Source organism: Flavobacterium coralii, assembly GCF_019891545.1.
GTDB lineage: Bacteria > Bacteroidota > Bacteroidia > Flavobacteriales > Flavobacteriaceae > Flavobacterium > Flavobacterium coralii.
Genome location: NZ_JAHDIU010000001.1, coordinates 15,226 through 36,185 on the forward strand (window position 1 = coordinate 15,226; position 20,960 = coordinate 36,185).

The 20,960-nt window shown below is 42.7% G+C and carries 19 protein-coding genes; 8 read left to right on the forward strand and 11 right to left on the reverse strand.

Annotation, left to right across the window (positions count from 1 at the left end; genetic code table 11):
• Positions 1-2: 2 nt before the first annotated feature.
• The 6 genes from KJK34_RS00070 to KJK34_RS00095 form a co-directional block, all read right to left on the reverse strand.
• Positions 3-701, reverse strand: coding sequence for a hypothetical protein (locus KJK34_RS00070; RefSeq protein ID WP_223051804.1), 699 nt, complete (start codon positions 699-701; stop codon positions 3-5).
• A 62-nt stretch (positions 702-763) separates the two neighbouring features.
• Positions 764-1,396, reverse strand: a complete 633-nt coding sequence (locus KJK34_RS00075) for an HAD family hydrolase (RefSeq protein WP_223051805.1) — start codon at positions 1,394-1,396, stop codon at positions 764-766.
• Between the two features lie 81 nt (positions 1,397-1,477).
• Positions 1,478-3,304: an ABC transporter ATP-binding protein gene (locus KJK34_RS00080; RefSeq protein ID WP_223051806.1), complete on the reverse strand. Its 1,827-nt coding sequence runs from the start codon at positions 3,302-3,304 to the stop codon at positions 1,478-1,480.
• A gap of 4 nt (positions 3,305-3,308) precedes the next feature.
• On the reverse strand, positions 3,309-5,036 hold the full coding sequence (locus KJK34_RS00085; RefSeq protein ID WP_223051807.1) for a phospho-sugar mutase: 1,728 nt from the start codon (positions 5,034-5,036) through the stop codon (positions 3,309-3,311).
• A gap of 64 nt (positions 5,037-5,100) precedes the next feature.
• Positions 5,101-6,051, reverse strand: coding sequence for a glycosyltransferase family 2 protein (locus KJK34_RS00090; RefSeq protein WP_223051808.1), 951 nt, complete (start codon positions 6,049-6,051; stop codon positions 5,101-5,103).
• Positions 6,052-6,059: 8 nt separating this feature from the next.
• Positions 6,060-6,599, reverse strand: coding sequence for a DUF4199 domain-containing protein (locus KJK34_RS00095; protein ID WP_223051809.1), 540 nt, complete (start codon positions 6,597-6,599; stop codon positions 6,060-6,062).
• A gap of 240 nt (positions 6,600-6,839) precedes the next feature.
• On the opposite strand from KJK34_RS00095, the gene KJK34_RS00100 reads away from it, so the two are divergent.
• The 3 genes from KJK34_RS00100 (at position 6,840) to KJK34_RS00110 (ending at position 9,025) form a co-directional block, all read left to right on the forward strand.
• On the forward strand, positions 6,840-7,091 hold the full coding sequence (locus tag KJK34_RS00100) for a type B 50S ribosomal protein L31 (RefSeq protein WP_223051810.1): 252 nt from the start codon (positions 6,840-6,842) through the stop codon (positions 7,089-7,091).
• 147 nt (positions 7,092-7,238) lie between these two features.
• Positions 7,239-8,417 carry a GlmU family protein gene (locus tag KJK34_RS00105; protein WP_223051811.1) on the forward strand — a complete coding sequence of 393 codons (1,179 nt, stop codon included), beginning with the start codon at positions 7,239-7,241 and terminating at the stop codon, positions 8,415-8,417.
• Between the two features lie 5 nt (positions 8,418-8,422).
• Positions 8,423-9,025, forward strand: coding sequence for a thermonuclease family protein (locus tag KJK34_RS00110; RefSeq protein WP_223051812.1), 603 nt, complete (start codon positions 8,423-8,425; stop codon positions 9,023-9,025).
• On the opposite strand, the gene KJK34_RS00115 is transcribed toward KJK34_RS00110, so the two are convergent.
• The gene (locus KJK34_RS00115; protein WP_223051813.1) at positions 9,022-10,629 is read right to left on the reverse strand and encodes an ABC transporter substrate-binding protein; all 1,608 of its coding nucleotides are present in this window, start codon (positions 10,627-10,629) and stop codon (positions 9,022-9,024) included. The genes KJK34_RS00110 and KJK34_RS00115 overlap by 4 nt on opposite strands.
• A gap of 88 nt (positions 10,630-10,717) precedes the next feature.
• Here KJK34_RS00115 and mtaB point away from each other — a divergent pair, with 88 nt between their 5' ends.
• Positions 10,718-12,055: a tRNA (N(6)-L-threonylcarbamoyladenosine(37)-C(2))-methylthiotransferase MtaB gene (mtaB, locus tag KJK34_RS00120; protein WP_223051814.1), complete on the forward strand. Its 1,338-nt coding sequence runs from the start codon at positions 10,718-10,720 to the stop codon at positions 12,053-12,055.
• Here the strand turns inward: mtaB and KJK34_RS00125 are convergent, their stop codons facing one another.
• The 3 genes from KJK34_RS00125 to KJK34_RS00135 are packed head-to-tail and all read right to left on the reverse strand — an operon-like array spanning position 12,056 to position 13,702.
• Positions 12,056-12,691 (reverse strand): class I SAM-dependent methyltransferase, encoded by a 636-nt coding sequence (locus tag KJK34_RS00125; RefSeq protein WP_223051815.1) that lies wholly within the window; start codon positions 12,689-12,691, stop codon positions 12,056-12,058.
• Positions 12,691-12,975, reverse strand: a complete 285-nt coding sequence (locus KJK34_RS00130) for a GNAT family N-acetyltransferase (protein WP_223051816.1) — start codon at positions 12,973-12,975, stop codon at positions 12,691-12,693. The genes KJK34_RS00125 and KJK34_RS00130 overlap by 1 nt, the downstream gene beginning before the upstream one ends.
• 4 nt (positions 12,976-12,979) lie before the next feature.
• Positions 12,980-13,702: a pirin family protein gene (locus KJK34_RS00135; RefSeq protein ID WP_223051817.1), complete on the reverse strand. Its 723-nt coding sequence runs from the start codon at positions 13,700-13,702 to the stop codon at positions 12,980-12,982.
• A 120-nt stretch (positions 13,703-13,822) separates the two neighbouring features.
• On the opposite strand from KJK34_RS00135, the gene KJK34_RS00140 reads away from it, so the two are divergent.
• From KJK34_RS00140 to KJK34_RS00155, 4 genes are all read left to right on the forward strand, one after another.
• On the forward strand, positions 13,823-14,482 hold the full coding sequence (locus KJK34_RS00140; RefSeq protein WP_223051818.1) for an alpha/beta hydrolase: 660 nt from the start codon (positions 13,823-13,825) through the stop codon (positions 14,480-14,482).
• An 89-nt stretch (positions 14,483-14,571) separates the two neighbouring features.
• The gene (locus tag KJK34_RS00145; RefSeq protein ID WP_223051819.1) at positions 14,572-15,471 is read left to right on the forward strand and encodes a lytic transglycosylase domain-containing protein; all 900 of its coding nucleotides are present in this window, start codon (positions 14,572-14,574) and stop codon (positions 15,469-15,471) included.
• 18 nt (positions 15,472-15,489) lie between these two features.
• Positions 15,490-16,371 carry an OmpA family protein gene (locus KJK34_RS00150; protein ID WP_223051820.1) on the forward strand — a complete coding sequence of 294 codons (882 nt, stop codon included), beginning with the start codon at positions 15,490-15,492 and terminating at the stop codon, positions 16,369-16,371.
• 158 nt (positions 16,372-16,529) lie between these two features.
• Positions 16,530-17,723, forward strand: coding sequence for an AIR synthase related protein (locus KJK34_RS00155; RefSeq protein ID WP_223051821.1), 1,194 nt, complete (start codon positions 16,530-16,532; stop codon positions 17,721-17,723).
• 61 nt (positions 17,724-17,784) lie between these two features.
• Here KJK34_RS00155 and KJK34_RS00160 read toward each other — a convergent pair whose 3' ends face one another.
• Positions 17,785-20,907 carry a T9SS type A sorting domain-containing protein gene (locus tag KJK34_RS00160; RefSeq protein ID WP_223051822.1) on the reverse strand — a complete coding sequence of 1,041 codons (3,123 nt, stop codon included), beginning with the start codon at positions 20,905-20,907 and terminating at the stop codon, positions 17,785-17,787.
• Positions 20,908-20,960 lie beyond the last annotated feature (53 nt).

Consider the following 20,960-nt stretch of genomic DNA (forward strand, 5'->3'; position numbering starts at 1 on the left):
TATTAAATCAATATTTCACTTTCAAGGTCAGATTTTTCTATTGTAAAATTAAAGCCTAACTGCTCCATTAGCTGTATTACCAGGTTTTTATACCAGTTCTCCGACTTTGGGTGGATGTATATCTTTTCAATCAGTTTATTAATATCGACATCTATCTTTAAACCATCATTAATGTTTTGATTGTACTTGGTAATATCCGATATTATTCGCACTTCTCCTTCATACTGAAAGCTCTTACGTTTAAACAGAAACGGAAAGAAGGTATCATCAAACGGGATAAACTCCTTCTTATAGTCGATGTAATTAACAGCGCCAATATGCTGCTCATATCTTCTTTCAGGTTCAAGCGCCTGTTGCAGCCTGCCTATGGTGCTTTGTATGGCAAGTCCTTCGTTGTTTTGCGTAAAAATCTGCCACATGGCATACGATTCATATTCGTTAATGTGCCAGCTACTGATAACTACCTTTTCCCTGTGGGTTTTGTAATGGTCTAAAAACCGTGGATTGTTTTCGGCGATTTTTTTTATTTCACCAAAGGTAGGCTCGCTGAAAGTTCCCTCATACTGGTCTTCAAACTTATCCGAACGTGCCATAAAGAGCTTTCTGCACAGCAGCAAGTCCAGGAACTTAGATAAGTCCAGATACTTCCAAACCACTGTTTCGGGTTCGGGAACGGTTATGTTAGTGTGGGGTACATACATATACCAGTTTTTTTAATCTGTAAATTTAGCAATGTTATCTTCACGCAGCGGTTAAAATACTGTTATCTGTTACCGGCTTTTTGCCATATTGCTTTAAGGTCTTTAAAATGGTCAATCCGGTAATCGGCTTCTTCAGCCTGATGTATCCCACTCTTATCATAAAGCACCGTAGCTATACCTAAAGCTTTTGCCGCCGCAATTTCCGATTCAGGATCATCGCCTACTACCAACACTTCTTCAGGAGAATAGTTGTACCTTTTAAGTATATCAGCAAACACTTCTTTCTTGCTTGTTTTGGTAGGGTCAACCACATGCAGTTCCTTAAAGTCAGACTCAATGCCCATTTGCTTTATCTTGCTCATCTGCATTTTACGGAAGCCGGTTGTAACTAAAAAGCGTTCTGCGGGGATATTTTTTATTTCGGGATAATCTTCAAAAGTCTCTATTGCATCTTCATATTCCAGTTCTGCCTGTAGCGCAATTCCTTTTTGGGTAAGTTCAGGGCTAAATTTATGCCTTTGTGCCACAATCCTGAACGGTGTCCGCATAATGGCAAATTTTATGGCATCAAAATCTTTGGTGTGCTGCCCGCTCTCCTGTATCAGTTCAAACAGCGGCCCGAACAGCTTTTCTCCAATGGCGCTAACAGGGTAAACAGTATTGTCGAGATCGTAGATGATGGCTTTTATCGGCATATATAATTTAGTGTTTAAACGTAAAAATACATCTAAAATGAAACAGCCGCAAAGACTGCGGCTGTTTTAAAATTTATTTAGCTATTCAAAGCTTTGCATGGTAACGAGTTTTTTATAAGTCCCGTCGAGTGCTATCAGTTCATCGTGCGTGCCCTGTTCAACAATGCGGCCTTTTTGCATTACCACAATTTTATCCGCTTTTTGGATGGTGCTCAGCCTGTGTGCAATTACTACTGATGTGCGGTTTTGCATCATGTTTTCCAGCGCTTCCTGTACCAGCCTTTCACTTTCGGTATCCAGTGCAGAGGTAGCTTCATCCAGTATCATTATCGGCGGGTTTTTAAGTACTGCCCTTGCAATACTAAGTCGTTGCTTTTGGCCCCCGCTCAATTTATTACCGCTGTCCCCAATATTGGTATGTATGCCTTCCGGAAGGGCTTCAACAAATTCGTGGGCATTGGCTACTTTAAGCGCAGCAATTATCTCTTCATCGGTTGCGTTTTCCTTGCCCAGTGCCACATTATTACGAACAGTATCATTAAACAATATGCTATCCTGCGTTACAAGCCCCATCATGCCGCGAAGCGTTTTTAGCTTATAATCCCTTATATCGGTACCGCTTACTTTTATACTGCCTTGCTGCACATCATAAAAACGGGTAAGCAGGTTTGCAATGGTACTCTTGCCACTGCCTGACTGCCCCACCAAAGCAACAGTTTGGCCTTTTGGCACGGTAAGCGAAAAATTTGTGAGTACATTTTCTTCACCATAGCGGAAGGTAATATTTTCTATACTGATACCACTTTCGTATGCGGTTGTTTCTATAGCATCAGGCTTATCCGCAATATTAATATCTGTTTCCAGTAATTCCGTTATCCTCTCCGCAGAAGCATTACCGCGCTTAAGGCTGTAGCTTGCTTTAGATATATCTTTTGCAGGAGTTAAAATATTATAGGCAAGTGTTATATAACCAAGAAAGAATCCGGCCTCCATTGTTTCATCTTCAAAAACAAGATATCCACCATAGCAAAGCAGTACGCCTATTACCACAATACCAAGCAGTTCACTTAAAGGCGAAGCAAGGTTTTGCCTGTTGGCTACCGAGTTTGAAGAACGAAAAAGCGCCTGGTTTATATTGGTAAATTTAGTGCTGAATATACCTTCGGCAGTAAATGATTTTATGACCTTTAGCCCGCCAACGGTTTCTTCGAGGATAGAGAGTACCCTGCCCTGCTGCTGCTGCACACGCATAGAACGCTTTTTAAGCGACTTACCTACTTTTGATATGATAAAGCCTGCTATGGGTATAAACACCAGTACAAAAATGGTAAGCTTGGTGCTTAGGATAAACATAGATACCAGTGTAAACAAAATTGTAAGCGGTTGCTTTACTATCATTTCAAGATAGTTCATGAAAGAGTTACTTATCTCGTTTACATCTGTAGTAAGGCGCGCTATAACATCGCCCTTTGTTGTACCTGAATAGTATGAAAAAGGCAGCTTTACTACCTTTTTATACAAATCTGTGCGCAGGTCTTTTATAACGCCATTCCTCAGGTGGGTTACAAAGTACATAGCCAGGTAGTTGGTGAAGTTTTTAAGCAGGAAAATAAATATAATGATACCGATGATAAACATCAGGACATTAAACACTCCATGTTCTCCAATTTCTTTTGTTAGTATGTAGTTGAGGTAATTTTCTATGAAAGGTTTAAGTTCGCTGAGCCCCTGATAAACAGGCTTTACAAATATTGGCTCTGTGTCGTTAAAAATTACTTTTAGAACAGGTATTAACGCAACCAGTGAAAGCGTACTGAACAACGCATACAGCACATTAAAGAAAATGTTGAGGTACATTTCCTTTCGGTAAGGTTTTGCGAACCTGAAGAATTTTTTATAGCTACTCATTAAATTAGTTTAAGTTCATACCTTTTATAATGTTTTCAATCCTGTCAGCCAGCATGGCGTCAACTTTCTTGAAATCATTTATATCGTCAAGCGTATCATTTACGCTGAAATAAAATTTTATTTTAGGTTCAGTACCGCTTGGGCGGGCGCATATCTTGCTGCCGTCTTCCAGATAGTAAATGAGTACGTCTGATTTTGGAAGCAGTAACTCTTCCTCTTCATTGGTTAGCAGGTTGCGGGCTACAGATGTTTTATAGTCTTCAACCATAACCACGCGCTGCCCGTTAATTTCTTCTACAGGATTATTACGCAGGTTGTTCATCATCTGCTTTATTTCTTCCGCACCTTCTATACCTTTTTTGGTAAGCGATATAAGCGATTCCTTATAATACCCGAATTCGGCATAAAGCTTGAGCAGTTCCATATAAAGCGAGCTTGCCTTTGCTTTTGCCTGTGCTGCCATTTCGCATATCAGCAGGGTAGAAGTTACCGCATCTTTATCGCGAACGGCATCGCCAACCATGTAACCAAAACTTTCTTCACCACCGCCTATAAATTCCTGCTCAGGGAAATCCTTAATCATTTTGGCAATCCACTTAAAGCCTGTAAGCCCTACTTTGCAGTCTATATTATAAGCTGTGGCCAGTTCCATCATCATTGGGGTAGAAACTATGGTAGAACCTATAAACTGGTTGCCGTTAATCCTGCCCTGCTTTTTCCACTGCTCCAGTAAAAAGTGTGTCATCAGCACCATTGTCTGGTTACCGTTAAGTAACGTCATAATGCCGTTGCCGTTGCGTACAGCTACACCAAGCCTGTCACTGTCAGGGTCGGTGCCTATAACAATATCAGCATCCATCTGGTCGGCAAGGTCAATTGCCATTTGCAGTGCTTCCGGCTCTTCCGGGTTTGGCGATTTTACCGTTGGGAAATTTCCGTTAGGGACTGATTGTTCCGCTACCAGAAACACATTGTTGTAACCCGCATCTTCAAGTAAATCGGGCACCAGTTTTACTGATGTACCGTGAAGTGGTGTAAATACTATTTTAAGCTGGTCTTTGGCTTCCTGGCTGGTATTAAAAGTGGCATTTTGTATAGAGGTCTGTATAAAAGCCCTGTCAAGGTCATTACCGATATATTCTATCAGGTTGTCATTAGCTTGAAAGTTAATCTGGCTATATTCAAGTGAATCAATAACATCTATAATTTCTTTATCCTGAGGCGGTACAAGCTGGCCGCCATCCTGCCAGTACACTTTATATCCGTTATATTCGGGTGGGTTGTGAGATGCAGTTAGTACTACGCCTGCATGGCATTTTAAATGCTTAACCGCAAAAGAAAGTTCAGGTGTGGGGCGAAGTTCCTCAAACAGGTACACTTTTATGCCGTTAGCCGAAAATACATTGGCAACTGTTTTGGCAAGCGTGTCGCTATTGTTACGGCAATCATAGGCAATGGCTACTTTTACCTGCTCGCCGGGAAAAGATTTTTTAAGGTATTCTGATAGTCCCTGAGTTGCTTTACCCAGTGTATATTTATTGATGCGGTTGGTACCGGGGCCCATAATGCCACGCATACCGCCGGTGCCAAACTCAAGGTTTTTGTAAAAGCTTTCCTCCAGTTCTTTAGGAGATGAGGTCATCATCTCTTTTATGGCGTTTTGGGTATCCGCATCAAAATCCGGGGTTAGCCATATATTTACTTTATCTAATATTGATTGTGAAATTTCCATGAGGATTGGTTTAATTATAGTTTTGTAAGTAGGTTTTTTACCGGATGAAGTTACAAATATTTTATTATAAGGTTTCGCTAATCTTGTAGCGCTCTTCGTTATTTTTTGTACGCAGTATTATCTCTCCTAAAAAGCCTGCAAGAAACAATTGTGTACCAATAATCATAGTTGTAAGGGCAATATAAAACCACGGATTATCTGTTACCAGTATGGCAGGCTCGTGGTTGTACAATTTAATAAGCTTAGTAAAACCTATATAAATTGCCGAAAGTAAGCCTATGATAAACATAAGAACACCAAGCGCCCCGAAAAGGTGCATGGGTCTTTTGCCGAATTTACTGATGAACCATATTGTGATAAGGTCTAAAAAGCCGTTTATAAAACGCTCCATGCCAAATTTGGTGTTGCCATACTTACGTGCCTGGTGCTTAACCACCTTTTCTCCAATTTTTGGAAAGCCTGCATTTTTTGCAAGCACAGGTATATAACGGTGCATTTCGCCCGAAACCTCTATGTTTTTTACTACATCAAGCCTGTAGGCCTTAAGCCCGCAGTTAAAGTCGTTAAGTTTTACCCCGGATGTTTTTCTTGCAGCCCAGTTAAATAGCTTGGAAGGCATATTTTTAGACAGTACTGAATCATACCTTTTTTTCTTCCAGCCGGAAACAAGGTCATACCCCTGTTGGGTAATCATTTCAAACAGCCCAGGTATTTCTTCGGGATTGTCCTGCAGGTCGGCATCCATGGTTATCACCACATCGCCCTGCGCACGTGCAAAGCCTGCATGCAGCGCCTGCGATTTACCATAGTTACGCAAAAAGCGGATACCTTTTACATTAGGATCCGCTGCTGAGAGAGATTGTATTTTTTTCCACGAGCCGTCGGTACTGCCATCATCAATAAATAGTATTTCGTAGCTGTAATTGTTGGCTGCCATAACGCCCGCTATCCAGCGGTGCAGTTCGGCAAGAGATTCCTCTTCGTTTAAAAGGGGTATTACTATAGATAGGTTCATGTATGGTATTAAAATGCGCCCGGGTTGTCTTTTTTAACTACAGCACCTACTATCAGAGATACTACAAGTCCGTCAAGAGCATATACAATTATAATGAAAGGTGCAGATACAAAGGGGTTCATGAACATTTTCGTCCATTCAAGAGCCATCTTTAACTGCTCCGATGTCATTTGAGGGTTTTGCTTCGCTGTTATCTCTGCCATCTGTGCATACATCTCGTCTGCAAACTCAGGCACTATATAATTAAATATGATGTTAAACACGGCGAATAAAAAAGCTGCAAACACGTTTACTGTAACACCTGCCTTAAGGCATTGCCCAAAAGTGGCATAACCACCGTTTATGTTTTTAAAGCTTTTGCAGGCAAGGGTAATGAATATAGCAGGTAAAACAATATAATTCAGTAAGTTAATTACTATTCCTACCGTTGGGTCTGTCTGAGCATTTAATTTTAATGTATAACCTAAAACAAGTTCTACAATCATTATTATGCCAAACACAGTTCCGTAAGGTAAGGCTGCTTTTGCTGGTGAGGTAGTTTTGCTCATAATTGTTGGTTTTTTAAGTTTACAAATATACTAATTACTGTACAATCAGTCGCCATAAAACATGCTATGTTACAGCGAAAAAAATATTTACAGCTATTTGATATTAAAAAAATAATTGTACTTTTGCACTCTGAAATTAAAATGTTTAAAAACAAAAAGTTGTAAAAACGTTTATACCTTTCTGTAAACAGGAAGCCGCAAAACGGGGTTGCAGCCATAACAAAATAACAATTTACAAAAATGAAAAAAGGTATTCACCCGGAAAATTACAGATTAGTAGCATTCAAAGACATGTCTAACGATGATGTGTTCCTTACTAAATCTACAGCAGATACAAAAGAAACAATTGAAGTGGACGGAGTTGAGTATCCGGTGGTAAAAATGGAAATTTCCAGGACATCACACCCTTTCTATACAGGTAAATCTAAACTTATCGATACCGCTGGACGTATCGACAAGTTCAAAAATAAATATGCAAAATTCAAAAAGTAATTTTTGCTTTTGCAACAATACTAAGCCTTCCGGTACCGGAAGGCTTTTTTTATGCCCTATTGCAAAGCATAACAAATAAACAATATACCGGCTATTGCCGTGTTACAACATATTTAACTATTTTTGGGGCTAAAACTAAGCAACACCATGAACTACATACTTTTTGACGGCCCCGTGCGCAACGCCCTGCTGCCGTTTACTTTTACAAGGCCCGTAGCCGATATTCGCATAGGCATACTTACCATACGCGAAAAATGGGAAAAGCATCTGGGTTATACCACAACAACCCTTACCGAAGAGTACCTGATGGAAAAATATCCGATGGTAGAAATGGAAGAGAACATTATGATAAATGCCTCTTTCCTGCCAACGGAAGATATGGCCGAAATGGTGCAGTCTTTAGAAGAAAACCAGGCTTTGTTTTATGGTGAAGATGTTATTGCTTTTTTTACTAAAGACACGCAGGAAGAAGTTGATTTTGACACTTATGATATTATAGAGTACAGTGGCGATTGCCTAAGGGTAGAAAACCCGTGGGATATTTTTGCAAAGAATGATGCCGCCATACGTGAAGATTTTGAACTGCTTACCGAAGGCCGTGTATCGCAGCCTATACCTGCCAGCGTAAACACAATAGCACCACATAACATTTTTATAGAAGAAGGCGCAAAGCTTGAGTTTGTTACCCTTAATGCCTCCACTGGGCCAATATATATTGGCAGGGATACCGAAATTATGGAAAACTCTGTAATACGCGGGCCGTTTGCACTTTGCGAAGGTGCCCAGGTAAAACTGGCAACAAAAGTATATGGCGCTACCACCGTAGGGCCGCACTCGCGCATTGGCGGAGAGGTAAGTAACTCGGTGCTGTTTGGCTATTCCAATAAAGGGCACGACGGATTTTTAGGGAACTCGGTGTTAGGCGAATGGTGTAACCTTGGTGCGGATACGAACAACAGTAACCTTAAAAACAACTATGAAGAGGTAAAACTGTGGAGCTATGAAAAAGGCATTTTCGCCAAAACAGGGCTTCAGTTTTGCGGGCTTATGATGGGCGACCACAGCAAATGCGGTATCAACACCATGTTTAATACCGGTACAGTTGTAGGCGTTAGTGCCAATATTTTCGGGGCAGGCTTTCCGCGCAATTTTGTACCGAGCTTTTCATGGGGAGGGGCTTCCGGCTTTACAACCTACATCACCAAAAAAGCATTCGAAACCGCTAAAATTGTAATGTCGCGCCGTAATGTAGATTTTACAGAGCAGGATGCAGCCATACTGGAACACGTTTTTGAAGAAACCAAACAATGGCGTAAAGACGGTTAGTTGCTATGGCAAGACGAAAAACAAAAAAGAAATACAGTATAGGAAGCCTGCTCATTGTGCTGGCTTTCGCTGTTTTAGCACTATACCGTAATTACCAGAAACAGGAACCATCGCACGATGGCTTTCAGCCTGAAAAGCGTACTGAGCGTCCACAGCCACGTGATAAGAAAGAGGTGCGAGCCCTTAAAACCTTTACAGGTAAAGTAGTGGGTATTAAAGACGGCGATACTTTTGAAGTGTTATACGATGGGCAAACAGAGCGCGTTCGGCTGGCAGAAATTGACTGCCCCGAAAGTGCACAGCCGTTTGGCAAGGCAGCTAAGAAGTTTGCATCTGACCTTTGCTTTGGCAAAACGGTTACTGTTGAGGCAGGCGGCAAACGCGACCGATACGGCAGGGTAGTAGGCACTGTTTTTACAGATGATGGCATAAATGTTAACCAGGAACTTGTAAAGGCCGGACTTGCATGGCATTACAAAGATTATTCTGATAGTGATGAACTGGCAGCTATTGAAGAACAGGCACGTGCGGAGAATGTTGGCCTTTGGGCAGATAATAACCCTGTAGCGCCGTGGGACTGGCGCAAAAACAAACGCAAACGCCGCTAACCGTTTTTCTTTTTAACCTGTTTAAGCACCAAAAGGTTAAGCGGGTTTATACCCAAACCTGAAACATTTTTTCGGGTAAAGCGTGCTGCCTTGTCATAAAACAGGGGTACAACAGGTGCTTCTTCCATTACAATACTATCCATTTTTCGGTATAATGCAAATCGTTCTTTATCATTTATAACAGTAAAGGCTTTTTCGTACAACCTGTCGAATTCGGCGTTTTTAAAGTGAGTATAATTAGGCCCGCCAGGCGAAAAGTTCTTACTGTAAAATAGAGACAGGTAGTTTTCGGCATCAGGGTAATCGGCTATCCAGCTTGCCTTAAAGAATGATACCTTACCATTGCTTATAGCCTGTGTAAGCGTAGAAGGCGGGTTAACATCTACCTCAACTTTAAGCCCCAGCTTTTGCCATTCGCGTTGCAGGTACTCGGCAATATCAAGATAGGATGCACTGGTACTCATCCTTACCACAGGTTGTTTGTTGCCGTTATCCTTCTTATAATCAGCTATAAGCTCTCTTGCCTTTGCAGGGTTGTAATTATAGCCTTTAGTGCCATATCCACCAAGTCCTGTCGGTATCATGCCATGAGTGGCAGGTGTACCCATACCGTTCCGCAGGTACATTATCATTTTAGCACGGTCAAATCCGTAATTCATAGCCTGGCGAATACGTTTGTCCTTAACTGCTTCGTCTGCGCCATCCAGCCTGAAGCCCATATATTCGGTGTTGAGGTAAGGGCCTGTTATCATATCTACCGTTGTAGTATATTCGGGCTGTAGACCACCCTTTGGGGTCAGTATTTCGTCTTTGTAAGACGGGTCCAGCCCCGACACGAAATCCTGCCTGCCCTGAACAAATTGCAAAAAGCCGCTTTGCTTGTCAGGTAAAAAGGTTATGGCTACGGCCTCAAGATAAGGCAGGCGGTTGCCTGCTTTGTCTTTTTCGTAGTAAAGATGGTTTTTCCGTAATACCAGCTTTATGTTCTCTTCCCATATTTTGAAACGGAAAGGCCCTGTGCCCACCGGGTTAGAACGGAAATCATATCCGGATTTTTCAAAAGCCTCATGCGGCACCACCGATGCATATTTCATGGTAAGCAATCCTAAAAACGCAGGGAATGTTTTGTTCAGTTTTATCTCAAAAATACTGTCATTAACTGCCTTAAAAGTTTCCACATTCTGTAATATCCACCTGCCCGGGGCAGCAACGTTTTCATCCAGCAGGCGGCTAAAGCTGTACTCAAAATCGGCGGCAGTAACGGCTCGGGTACTGTCGGCGCCAAACACCCCGCTTTTATGGAAGTAAACATCATTACGCAGTACAAATGTATAGGTTTTGCCATCTTCGGCTATCTGCCATCTTTTTGCAATATCGGGCTGCACATTAAGGCTGTCATCAAGCTGTACCAGCCCGTTAAACAACTGGTTGCAGACCCATATAGATGGCCTTGTTCTCGAAAAAGCAGGGTCAAGCGAGTTAACGGCGGCATTTTCGTTATAGCGGAAAACAAGATGATCGCGGTTTAGTTTTTGTGAATCAGAGCAGGATGCAAATAAAAGCGTTAAGCAACAAATTGATATATAGTATCTTAATGATTTCATCAAATAGAATTTTGTGTGTAAATTTGCAACCTCTTTTTATAAAGGGTAAATATAAATAAAACTTACTGCTTTGCAGCAGGCGGAGAGAATGGAAAACAGGAAGAAAGTCGCTTTTTATACACTCGGATGCAAACTGAATTTTTCAGAGACATCTACCATTGCGCGCAGTTTTCAGGATGAAGGTTTTGACCGTGTTGATTTTGAAGATGCAGCTGATATATATGTTATAAACACGTGTTCGGTTACCGAAAATGCCGATAAACAGTTTAAGCAGATAGTAAAAAAAGCACTTAAAAAGAATGATAAAGCCTTTGTTGCCGCAGTAGGCTGCTATGCACAGCTAAAGCCTGAGGAACTTGCCGCAGTAGATGGGGTTGACCTTGTTTTGGGGGCTACCGAAAAGTTTAAGATTACCGATTATATAAACGACCTTTCTAAAAACGATATGGGAGAGGTGCACAGTTGCGAAATAGCCGAAGCCGATTTTTATGTGGGCAGCTATTCTATCGGCGACCGCACGCGCGCTTTCCTTAAAGTGCAGGATGGCTGCGATTATAAATGTACCTATTGTACCATACCATTGGCAAGGGGTATTTCGCGTAGCGACACGTTAGAGAATGTACTTAAAAATGCTGCGGAGATTTCTGCGCAGAATATTAAGGAAATTGTACTTACAGGTGTAAATATTGGCGATTACGGTAAAGGGGAGTTCGGCAATAAAAAGCATGAGCATACTTTTTATGAGCTGGTGCAGGAACTTGACAGGGTAGAAGGGATAGAGCGCCTGCGTATTTCTTCTATTGAGCCTAACCTGCTTAAAAATGAAACAATAGATTTTGTAGCACAAAGCCGGACATTTGTACCGCATTTCCATATACCGCTGCAATCCGGCAGTAATGACATACTAAAGCTGATGCGCCGCCGCTACATGCGCGAGGTATATACCGAACGTGTGGAGCGCATCCGCAAGGTGATGCCGCACGCCTGTATTGGTGTAGATGTTATTGTAGGTTTTCCGGGTGAAACTGATGAACATTTCCTTGAAACCTATAACTACCTTAACAGCCTTAATATATCCTATCTGCACGTGTTTACCTATAGTGAGCGTGACAACACCCCAGCCGCCGGAATGGATGGCGTAGTGCCTTTAAATGTGCGCAGCAAGCGCAGTAAAATGCTAAGGGGCTTATCAGTAAAAAAGCGCAGGGCTTTTTATGAAAGCCAGTTGGGCAATACCCTTACCGTGCTTTTTGAGGGAGAAAACAAAGAAGGCTATATACACGGATTTACTGAAAATTATGTAAAGGTAAAAGCACCGTGGAACCCGGAGCTGGTAAACACATTGCACGAAGTTACACTTACCAAGATTGATGATGACGGGCTGGTAAGGTTCAGTTTTGTGGAAGAGCCTGTATTTGCAGGCTAACTATAAACTCAGTACTACAAGCCGCTTTTCAATATATAAATCTTTATAGTCAAAGGTATCTTTTATCCATTCGAATGCATTTTTGTGATAAAAGAAAACGTGTGTAGGGTCGTTTTTATAATACCATGAGCCAAAGTCTTTTTCGGCATCAAAAAACTCGGTCATTATATATAGTTTTCCTTCCGGGCGGAGTAGTTTGCGCAGTAATTCAAATTCCTTGTAAGGATTTTTAAAATGCTCGGCAACCTCGGTACAGGTTATATAATTATACTTCTGCTCCAATACGGTTGTATCGACGTGAAAAAAAGGATCATATTGCTTAATGCAATAGTGATTGTCCTCAAGCACTCTTACAACAGCTGAGCCTGTACCCGAACCAAAGTCGAGCCCTACATCTTCCCTTTTAAAATCTTGTAATATGCGTTTCGTTACAGGGCTGATAAACTTTTGGTAGTTAGTATCAGATGCATTATTGTTGTGTTGGCGGTAGTGTACCGCTTCGTCTTCCGCACTTAGGTAAAATTGCGGATGCAGCATTACAGAGCAGCAGTTGCTGCACTGCATGAAAACATGTTCCTTTTGTTTGTGGTATAAAATAGTGTTTGCCCTGCACAGCGGGCAGGGCGGTGTTTCCATTATATGCGTATTCCCGGAGGGAGCATTTCTTTATACTGTGGATTTTTCCTGAAAAAAGCGGCGGCCTTCGGGTGAACGGGCACAACACGTAGTCGCTTATCTTCAGCAATAGCAAGTATCTCCTTAATAAAGTCGGCTACTGCTGTTTCATCTTCAAAATTTTCAGGAGTATTTATCCTTGTAAGAAACAGTTTCCTTTCCTGTATGGAATATTCTACCGACAGTTGCTGCCCGTTTACAGCAGTTTCAAACTGCCTCTGAAATTCGTTGTCTTTTACTTCCATAGTTCTAATTGTGCTTCATTGGGACTTCGATAATCAATATTTTAGATGGTTGCTTTACTTCCGCATCAAAGCCTTCAAGCTCTATTGCGCCAAAAGCATCACGTTCCATAACCATTTGCCCGCCAATTTCCAGCTCACCTTCAATAAGGAAAAGGTAAATGCCGTTGCCGGGTATTTTTACATCATAATGTGCTACCTGACCTGCATCAAACACCCCCAGGTGAAAGTACGCCTGCTGGTAAATCCATAATGCTTCACCCTCAGGCTTATTATGAGGGCAAACTACCTGAACAAAACTGTTTCGCTTATTTTGCAGGTCAAAACCCTTTTGGTCATACCGTGGGGTAACATTTTCCATTTCAGGAAAGAGCCATATCTGTAGTGTTTTGGCCCTCTCGGTCTGGCTGGCATTCATTTCGCTGTGCTGTATGCCTTTCCCGGCGCTCATAACCTGTACCTCGCCAAACCTCACCGTTGCCTGGTTGCCCATGCTGTCGCGGTGGGTTAGCCCGCCTTCCAGCGGTATGGTAACAATTTCCATGTTATCATGCGGGTGTGTGCCAAAGCCCATGCCGCTGGCTATGGTATCGTCATTCAGTACACGCAGCATCCCGAACTGAACCATTTCGGGGTTATAGTAATTACCAAAAGAAAACGAAAAATTGGCCTGTAGCCATCCGTAATCTGCCGTACCCCTTTCGCTTTTCGGAAACAATCGTGACTTCATAACTTATTGATAAATTAAATTTGCAATACCGCCAAAAGCGGATAAATATTTTAATTTTATACAAATTTCGTAATAATTTTCGATAAATGAAGCCGCTTAAGCGTTAAAACCTAAGCCCTGATGGAAAAAACACCTGTTTACTTTATGCCCGGGCTTGCTGCCAGCCCGGTAATCTTTGAAAATATAAAACTGCCCCCTGATAAATATGAAATGTACTTTTTAGAATGGCTGCTGCCCGAGGATAATGAGCTGCTTGCCAGTTATGCTAAAAGGATTGCAGAGAACATGAAGCATGAAAACCCGGTGCTTGTGGGCGTATCTTTTGGTGGTGTGCTGGTGCAGGAAATAGCTGATATTATTGCAGTAAAAAAAGTAATTATCATATCGAGTGTTAAGTGCAACCTTGAGTTTCCGCGGCGCATGCGTTTTGCAAAGCTTGTGCAGGCTTACAGGGTTTTCCCTACTGCGCTTATGGAACGTGTGCACTGGCTGGCACGTTTTGCGAGGGGCAACAGCTTTATTGCCAAAAGGCTGCGCCTGTATGAAAAATATCTTTCGGTAAGGGATAAGAAATACCTCGACTGGGCGTTTAAAACCGTAATAACATGGGGCAGGGCAGAACCTAACCCTAAGATAGTGCACATACATGGTACTGCCGACGGCGTTTTTCCTTGTAAGTACCTTAAAGATTACATTCCAGTTAAGGGCGGTACACATATTATGATAATAAACAAGGCAAAATGGATGAATGAAAACCTGCCGGGCATTATAGAAAAATAGCAGTAGTTTGGCTTCAATTTTGTAAGTTTACATTTGGCAGCAGTAGCTGTAACCTCATATATTTAAAATAACATAAAATTCACTTGACTATGGAATGGGTAAAGAAAACAGGTATTATAGCCTCTGTGGTATTGATGAGCGGGATGCTGATACACGCTGTTTCTGATGATGTAAGTAAAGAAAAAGAGCAACAGTCAACCGAGGGGAATTATTATTTTCCTGAAAAGATAGACTTTGCAGGCGAACCCGCACCGCTTAAGGTAGCTGATGTGCGTGAACGGCTGGACAGGGAACTGCTGGTTAATGCCAACCTGCATGCTACTACGCAGATTATTATAAAAAGGGCTAACCGCGCCTTTACCGTTATAGAACCAATACTTAAAAAGAACGGTGTTCCTGACGATTTTAAATACCTTGCCGTGATAGAAAGCGGGCTTGTAAATGCCGTGTCGCCGGCAGGTGCGCGCGGGGTGTGGCAGTTTATGCCCGAAACAGGCAAAGAGTATGGCATGGAAATTAACGATGAGGTGGATGAGCGTTATAACCTTGAAAAATCTACCGAGGCTGCATGCCGATACCTTAAAAATGCAAAAGAAAAATTCGGATCATGGACACTGGCAGCCGCTTCTTATAATGGGGGCGTAGCAGGCGTAAACAGGCAGATATCGTTTCAGGGAGTAGATAATTATTATGACCTGCTGCTGACAGAAGAAACATCGCGTTACGTGTTCCGTATCCTAGCACTGAAGCAGATAATGGAAAACCCGCTTAAGTATGGTTTTAACCTGTTGCCTGCCGATTCTTACCCGGTGCTTCCTGCTAAAAAAGTGGTAACCAATACATCAGTGCCCGACCTTGCCGTGTTTGCCAAAGAACAGGGCATTAACTACAAAATTTTAAAGATACACAACCCGTGGCTGCGCGACAGGAAACTCACTAACAGCACAGGAAAAGAGTACGTTATAGAAATACCGCTTTCGGGTTACTAAGCTAAAACCGGTTTACGGATGAAAAAATACACAACAGCTATACTGCTATGCCTATTGCCGTTGCTTGCCATAGCGCAGCAGGAGTTTTCGGTTTACTTTGACAGTAACAAGCACGAACTGGATAAAGCACAAACGCAAAGGCTGGCAGACTGGATGGTTGCCAATAAAAAATCGAAAGTGCTTGCCATAAACGGCTATACCGATGAAGATGGTACATCTGCACACAACGACACACTGGCACAGCGCAGGGTAATGTATGTATATAATGCCATAAAAAATTTTGTTGCTACCCGCGACGATTTTAAAACCCGCAGTTTTGGCGAGCAGCACAAAATGAGCGGCAACAAAGCCGAAAACCGTAGGGTAACTTTATACTTTTTGCCGGAGCAGGAACTGCACCGCGAAAATGAAATTTTAGGCATAAAAGCAACCCCAAAGAAAAAAGCCCCTGTTAACTATCCGGATAAGGTTGTAGTTACTGACCCACGCCGCGGCAGGCAGGTTATTCCGCTTGACGTGGAATTTATGAAGCGGGTAGGCGAGGCAAAGGCAGGGGAGAAGCTGCAGATTAAAAACATGAATTTCCACCTTAACACCTTTGCCATTGTAGAGGAGTCGCGCCCAAGGCTGTATGAGCTGCTGGAGATAATGCGCAGCAACCCGGGGCTTAAAATAAAGCTGCTGGGACACATTTGCTGTATAGAGGGCGACCCTCGCAAGCTGTCTTATGACCGCGCCAAGGCGGTGGCCATGTTTTTAAGGCAAAACGGTATAGAGCGCGAACGTGTTACTTTTGATGGCTTAGGTACCACAGAACCACTTTACCCGTTACCCGAAAAAACCGAAGAGGAGCGTGCTGCCAACCGCAGGGTTGAGGTGCTGGTTTTGGAGAATCCTTAATTTGATTTGAAGATTTCCCAATTTGAAAACTTGAAGATGACTTAATATTGCTTAAGTGGTACTACGTTATCTGTGAGTAATTTTCAAATTTCCAAATCATCGCATTTTCAAATTGACTCATTAACTGTATCTTTGTGCCACAACACAAACTACACTACATGAGTTCTGATACCAGCAAACGCTACAGCCAAAGGGGAGTTTCTGCCTCTAAAGAGGATGTACACAATGCCATTAAAAATATAGATAAAGGGCTGTTCCCTAAAGCTTTCTGTAAAATAGTGCCTGATTACCTTACAGGTGATGAGGACTACTGTCTTATTATGCATGCCGATGGCGCGGGTACTAAGTCGAGTCTGGCTTATATGTATTGGAAGGAAACAGGCGATATATCAGTATGGAAAGGCATAGCACAGGATGCCCTTATCATGAACATAGACGATTTACTGTGCGTTGGCGCTGTTGATAATATTATGCTTTCTTCAACTATAGGGCGTAACAAAAACCTGGTACCGGGCGAAGTTATCTCTGCCATAATAAATGGTACCGAAGAACTGATAGAAGAACTTAAAAATTTCGGTGTAACCATACACTCAACCGGTGGCGAAACGGCCGATGTAGGCGACCTTGTGCGCACCATAATTGTAGACTCTACCGTTACCGCACGCATAAAGCGCAGCAATGTAATTGATAATGCCAATATTCAGGCAGGCGATGTAATTGTAGGTTTGGCCTCTTTCGGAAAGGCTGCCTACGAAAAAGAATATAACGGCGGCATGGGCAGCAATGGCCTTACCAGCGCCCGCCATGACGTGTTTAGTAAATACCTTGCAGAAAAATATCCTGAAAGCTTTGATGCTGCCGTACCGCAGGAACTGGTGTACAGCGGCGGCGTAAAACTTACCGATGCTGTAGAGGGCGCACCGCTTGATGCCGGTAAATTGGTGCTTTCGCCAACGCGCACGTATGCGCCTGTTATAAAAAAGATACTTGAAAAATATACTCCAAAGGATATACACGGCATGGTACATTGCAGCGGAGGTGCACAAACCAAAGTGCTGCACTTTGTAGATAATATACACGTAATAAAAGATAACCTGTTCCCTGTACCGCCATTGTTCAAACTAATACAGGAGCAAAGCGGTACCGATTGGAAAGAAATGTACCAAGTATTTAACTGCGGTCACAGAATGGAACTGTATGTGCCTGAAAATATAGCGCAGGATATTATTGCTATATCCAAATCATTTGGTATTGATGCGCAGATTGTGGGCAGGGTAAGCCCTATAACCCCTCAAGAGGGAATATCAAAAAAGCTTACCATAAAAAGCGAATATGGCACTTTTGAGTATTAAAAAAAGGCTTCCGGTATCGGAAGCCTCGACTTAAAATAAATACACACAAAAACAAAAATTACTATTTTGCGATTACAACCTTATGTGTTTCAGTAGCCTTATCAGATACAATCTGAACAATGTAGGTGCCTGAAGCATAACCATTCATCGTGATCTCCATATTCATGTTTTCGGCTTTTAGCTGTTTTACCAGTTTGCCTGTACCAATTTCATAAATCATAATATCAGCACCTGTGTTGTGGTTGGGAGCAAGGTTAAGCGTAAATATCCCGTTAACCGACGGGTTAGGATAAATAACGCTTACCGCAGCATTAGCAGTAAAGCCTTCGTTACTAAGTACACAAACTTCCTGTGCTTCATAAGCTCCTATATCGCGCCTGCCGTTAAATACGGCTGCTCCAGTCTGGTCATTAAAATCGTCAGCCGGGTCACCCATATCAGCAGCTATATTAGGGCAGTTAAGCATATGTGTAAATGTTGCCCCGCCATTATCTGCCAAAGGCATAAGCCCGGCATCAACAGGGTTTTCTAAAGTACCCACTATGTCATTTTCGTTGGCATCAAAAGCGTTTGAACCATCTATACCTATCAAGTTATAGCCGTTTGAAGAAATCATGCCTTCATCACTAAACACATCAGCACCTGATACTACGGCAAGGTTACCTGCTATAATAGTGTTCTTAACCATTGGTGACATTTCAGAGCTGTTTGATATACCGCCCCCGCTTATAGTAGCACTGTTAAGCGTAATTGTATTGGCGTTTAAAGTAAGCTCTGCATTATTAAATATACCACCGCCATTGGTTAATGCGGTATTGCCTGAAATTGTAGTAAGCATCACATTAGCTGTACCCATGTGAACGTGGATACCACCACCTCTGCCCAGTAATCCTGTAGCAGCGTTGTTAGACAGGGTAGAACCGTTTACATTTAATGTTCCTCCGTTGTTAAATATAGCCCCGCCGCCATCATCTGTAGCCCCGCCTGCTGCGGTATTACCATCAAGCGTAACATTGTTTACCGTCATAATACTACCTGTCTGGTTCCACAAGCCACCGCCTTCGCGTGCTGCCATATTGTTGTTTACCATACCGCCGTTAAATACTATTGTTGCAGCGCCACTAACGTGTAATGCACCACCGTTACCGGGGTTTGGCATACCTGCACCTCCGTTAACATCGTTACCTGAAAGTTCAGAATCATTAACTGTAAGCGTACCTGCTATAATTTCTATAGCCCCGCCTGCACGGTTGGCACTGTTTGTCATAATATCGGTATCTGAAATAGTTACATCGCCTGCCGCGCTGAATATACCGCCACCGTTGCCCGATGTGCCGTTTGCAATATTATTGGTAATAGTACTGTTCTCTACAATCAAAGTACCGTTTGTATTGAATATACCGCCGCCGCCATCTGCTGCCGATGCACCCGACGCTATATTGCCATCTATCATTACATTGCTTACCGTCATTGTGCCTGTACCGTTCCACAGTCCACCGCCCTGCAATGCTGCTGTATTATTAGTTACGCTACCGCCGCTAATCATGGCGCTGCCGCCACCTGTTATATGTAGCCCGCCACCATTACCGGGAGCTGCTGCGGTAGTGTTTTCATTAAGTATTACATTGGTAAGCATTATAGTGCTTGTGCCTGAATTATCTTCTATACCGCCACCGGCTCTCATTGCTGTATTACCTGATATTTCCGTATCGGTAATGGTAAGCATAGAGCCTACATCATTTAATATTCCTCCTCCGCTTCCCGCAGCGCCGTCCGCTACGTTATCGCTAATTGTTGCATTCATTATGGTCAGAGTGCCTCCGTTAAGGTTATATATACCTCCGCCACCTTGGTCTGCACCGTCGCCGCTTGCTGTGTTGCCTGATATTACAGTACCATCAATAGTCATGGTGCCTGTACCGTTCCAAAGTCCCCCGCCTTCAGCTCCGGCAGTGTTACCGTTTACCATACCACCGGTTATGGTAATATTGCCCATTCCGGTAATGTGCACACCACCTCCGTTACCCGGAGCATTGTTAGTTACGTTATCGTATATAATTACATTAGTCAGCGTAACGCTTCCCATCATTCCTGAATTATCCTCGATACCACCACCGGCACGGTTAGATGTGTTTTCTGTAATCTCTGCTCCTGTTATGGTAAGTATTCCACCAACATCATTAAGGATACCACCGCCACTGCCCGATGTACCATTGGCGACATTATTCATTATCATAGTTTCGGCATTTATTTGTAGTGTACCGCTAAGGTTATAAATACCGCCACCACCTTGGTCTGCAGCGTTACCGCTCGCTGTGTTCATGCTTATAACAGTTCCGGTTACAGTCATAGTTCCCGAGCCATTCCATAATCCGCCACCTTCGGCAGCAGCCATATTATTATTTACCGTACCGCCGCTTATTACTGCATTACCGGCACCTGTTATGTGCAATCCGCCACCATTGCCCGGGTTAGGTCCTGTTTCATTTGCATCAAGGTTTACGTTAGTTAAGGTTACAGTGCCCATAGCTCCGGAGTTACTCTCTATACCGCCACCTGCACGATTTGCCATATTATCTGAAATAGTACCACCTGAAACTGAAAGATTACTGCCCATGCTGGTAAAGATAGCGCCACCGCTACCCGATGTGCCCGATGCCATATTATTGGTAAAGGTGCAGTTATTAGCCGTTACTGAGCCCCCTGAACTGAATATCGCTCCACCACCTTCACCAACGTTGTTCCCTGCGGCTTCGCTTGCGTTTATGGTTACATCATTTAGGGTTACCATACTGTTGGTACATAAAACAGCCCCGCCATTATCGGCAGCATAGCCATTGGTAAGGGTTAGGTTATTTATCGTAAGATTATCAGTATCGGTAACAGATAATATCCTTGTTGCATCGTCACCGCTTATCATGGTCTGGCCTTCCCCGTTTCCGCTTATGGTCAGGTTCTTGTTTATCATAACCTGAGAAGTAAGTACTATAGCATTGCCATTGGTAGCGGCATCAAAAACAATTGTGCCTCCTGCAACTGCATCCAATACAGCCTGCCTGAACGAACCGGCCCCGCTGTCGTTACTGTTTGTTACGGTTATTGTTTGTGCGCTTGTCATGGATACAAATCCTGACAAAAACAACAGAACCATAATTTTGTTTAGAAAAGTAAATTTTTGATTCATAAGATAATAATTTTGATTGTTTATTATTGTTACGCACTTTTCTGTAGTGTGGT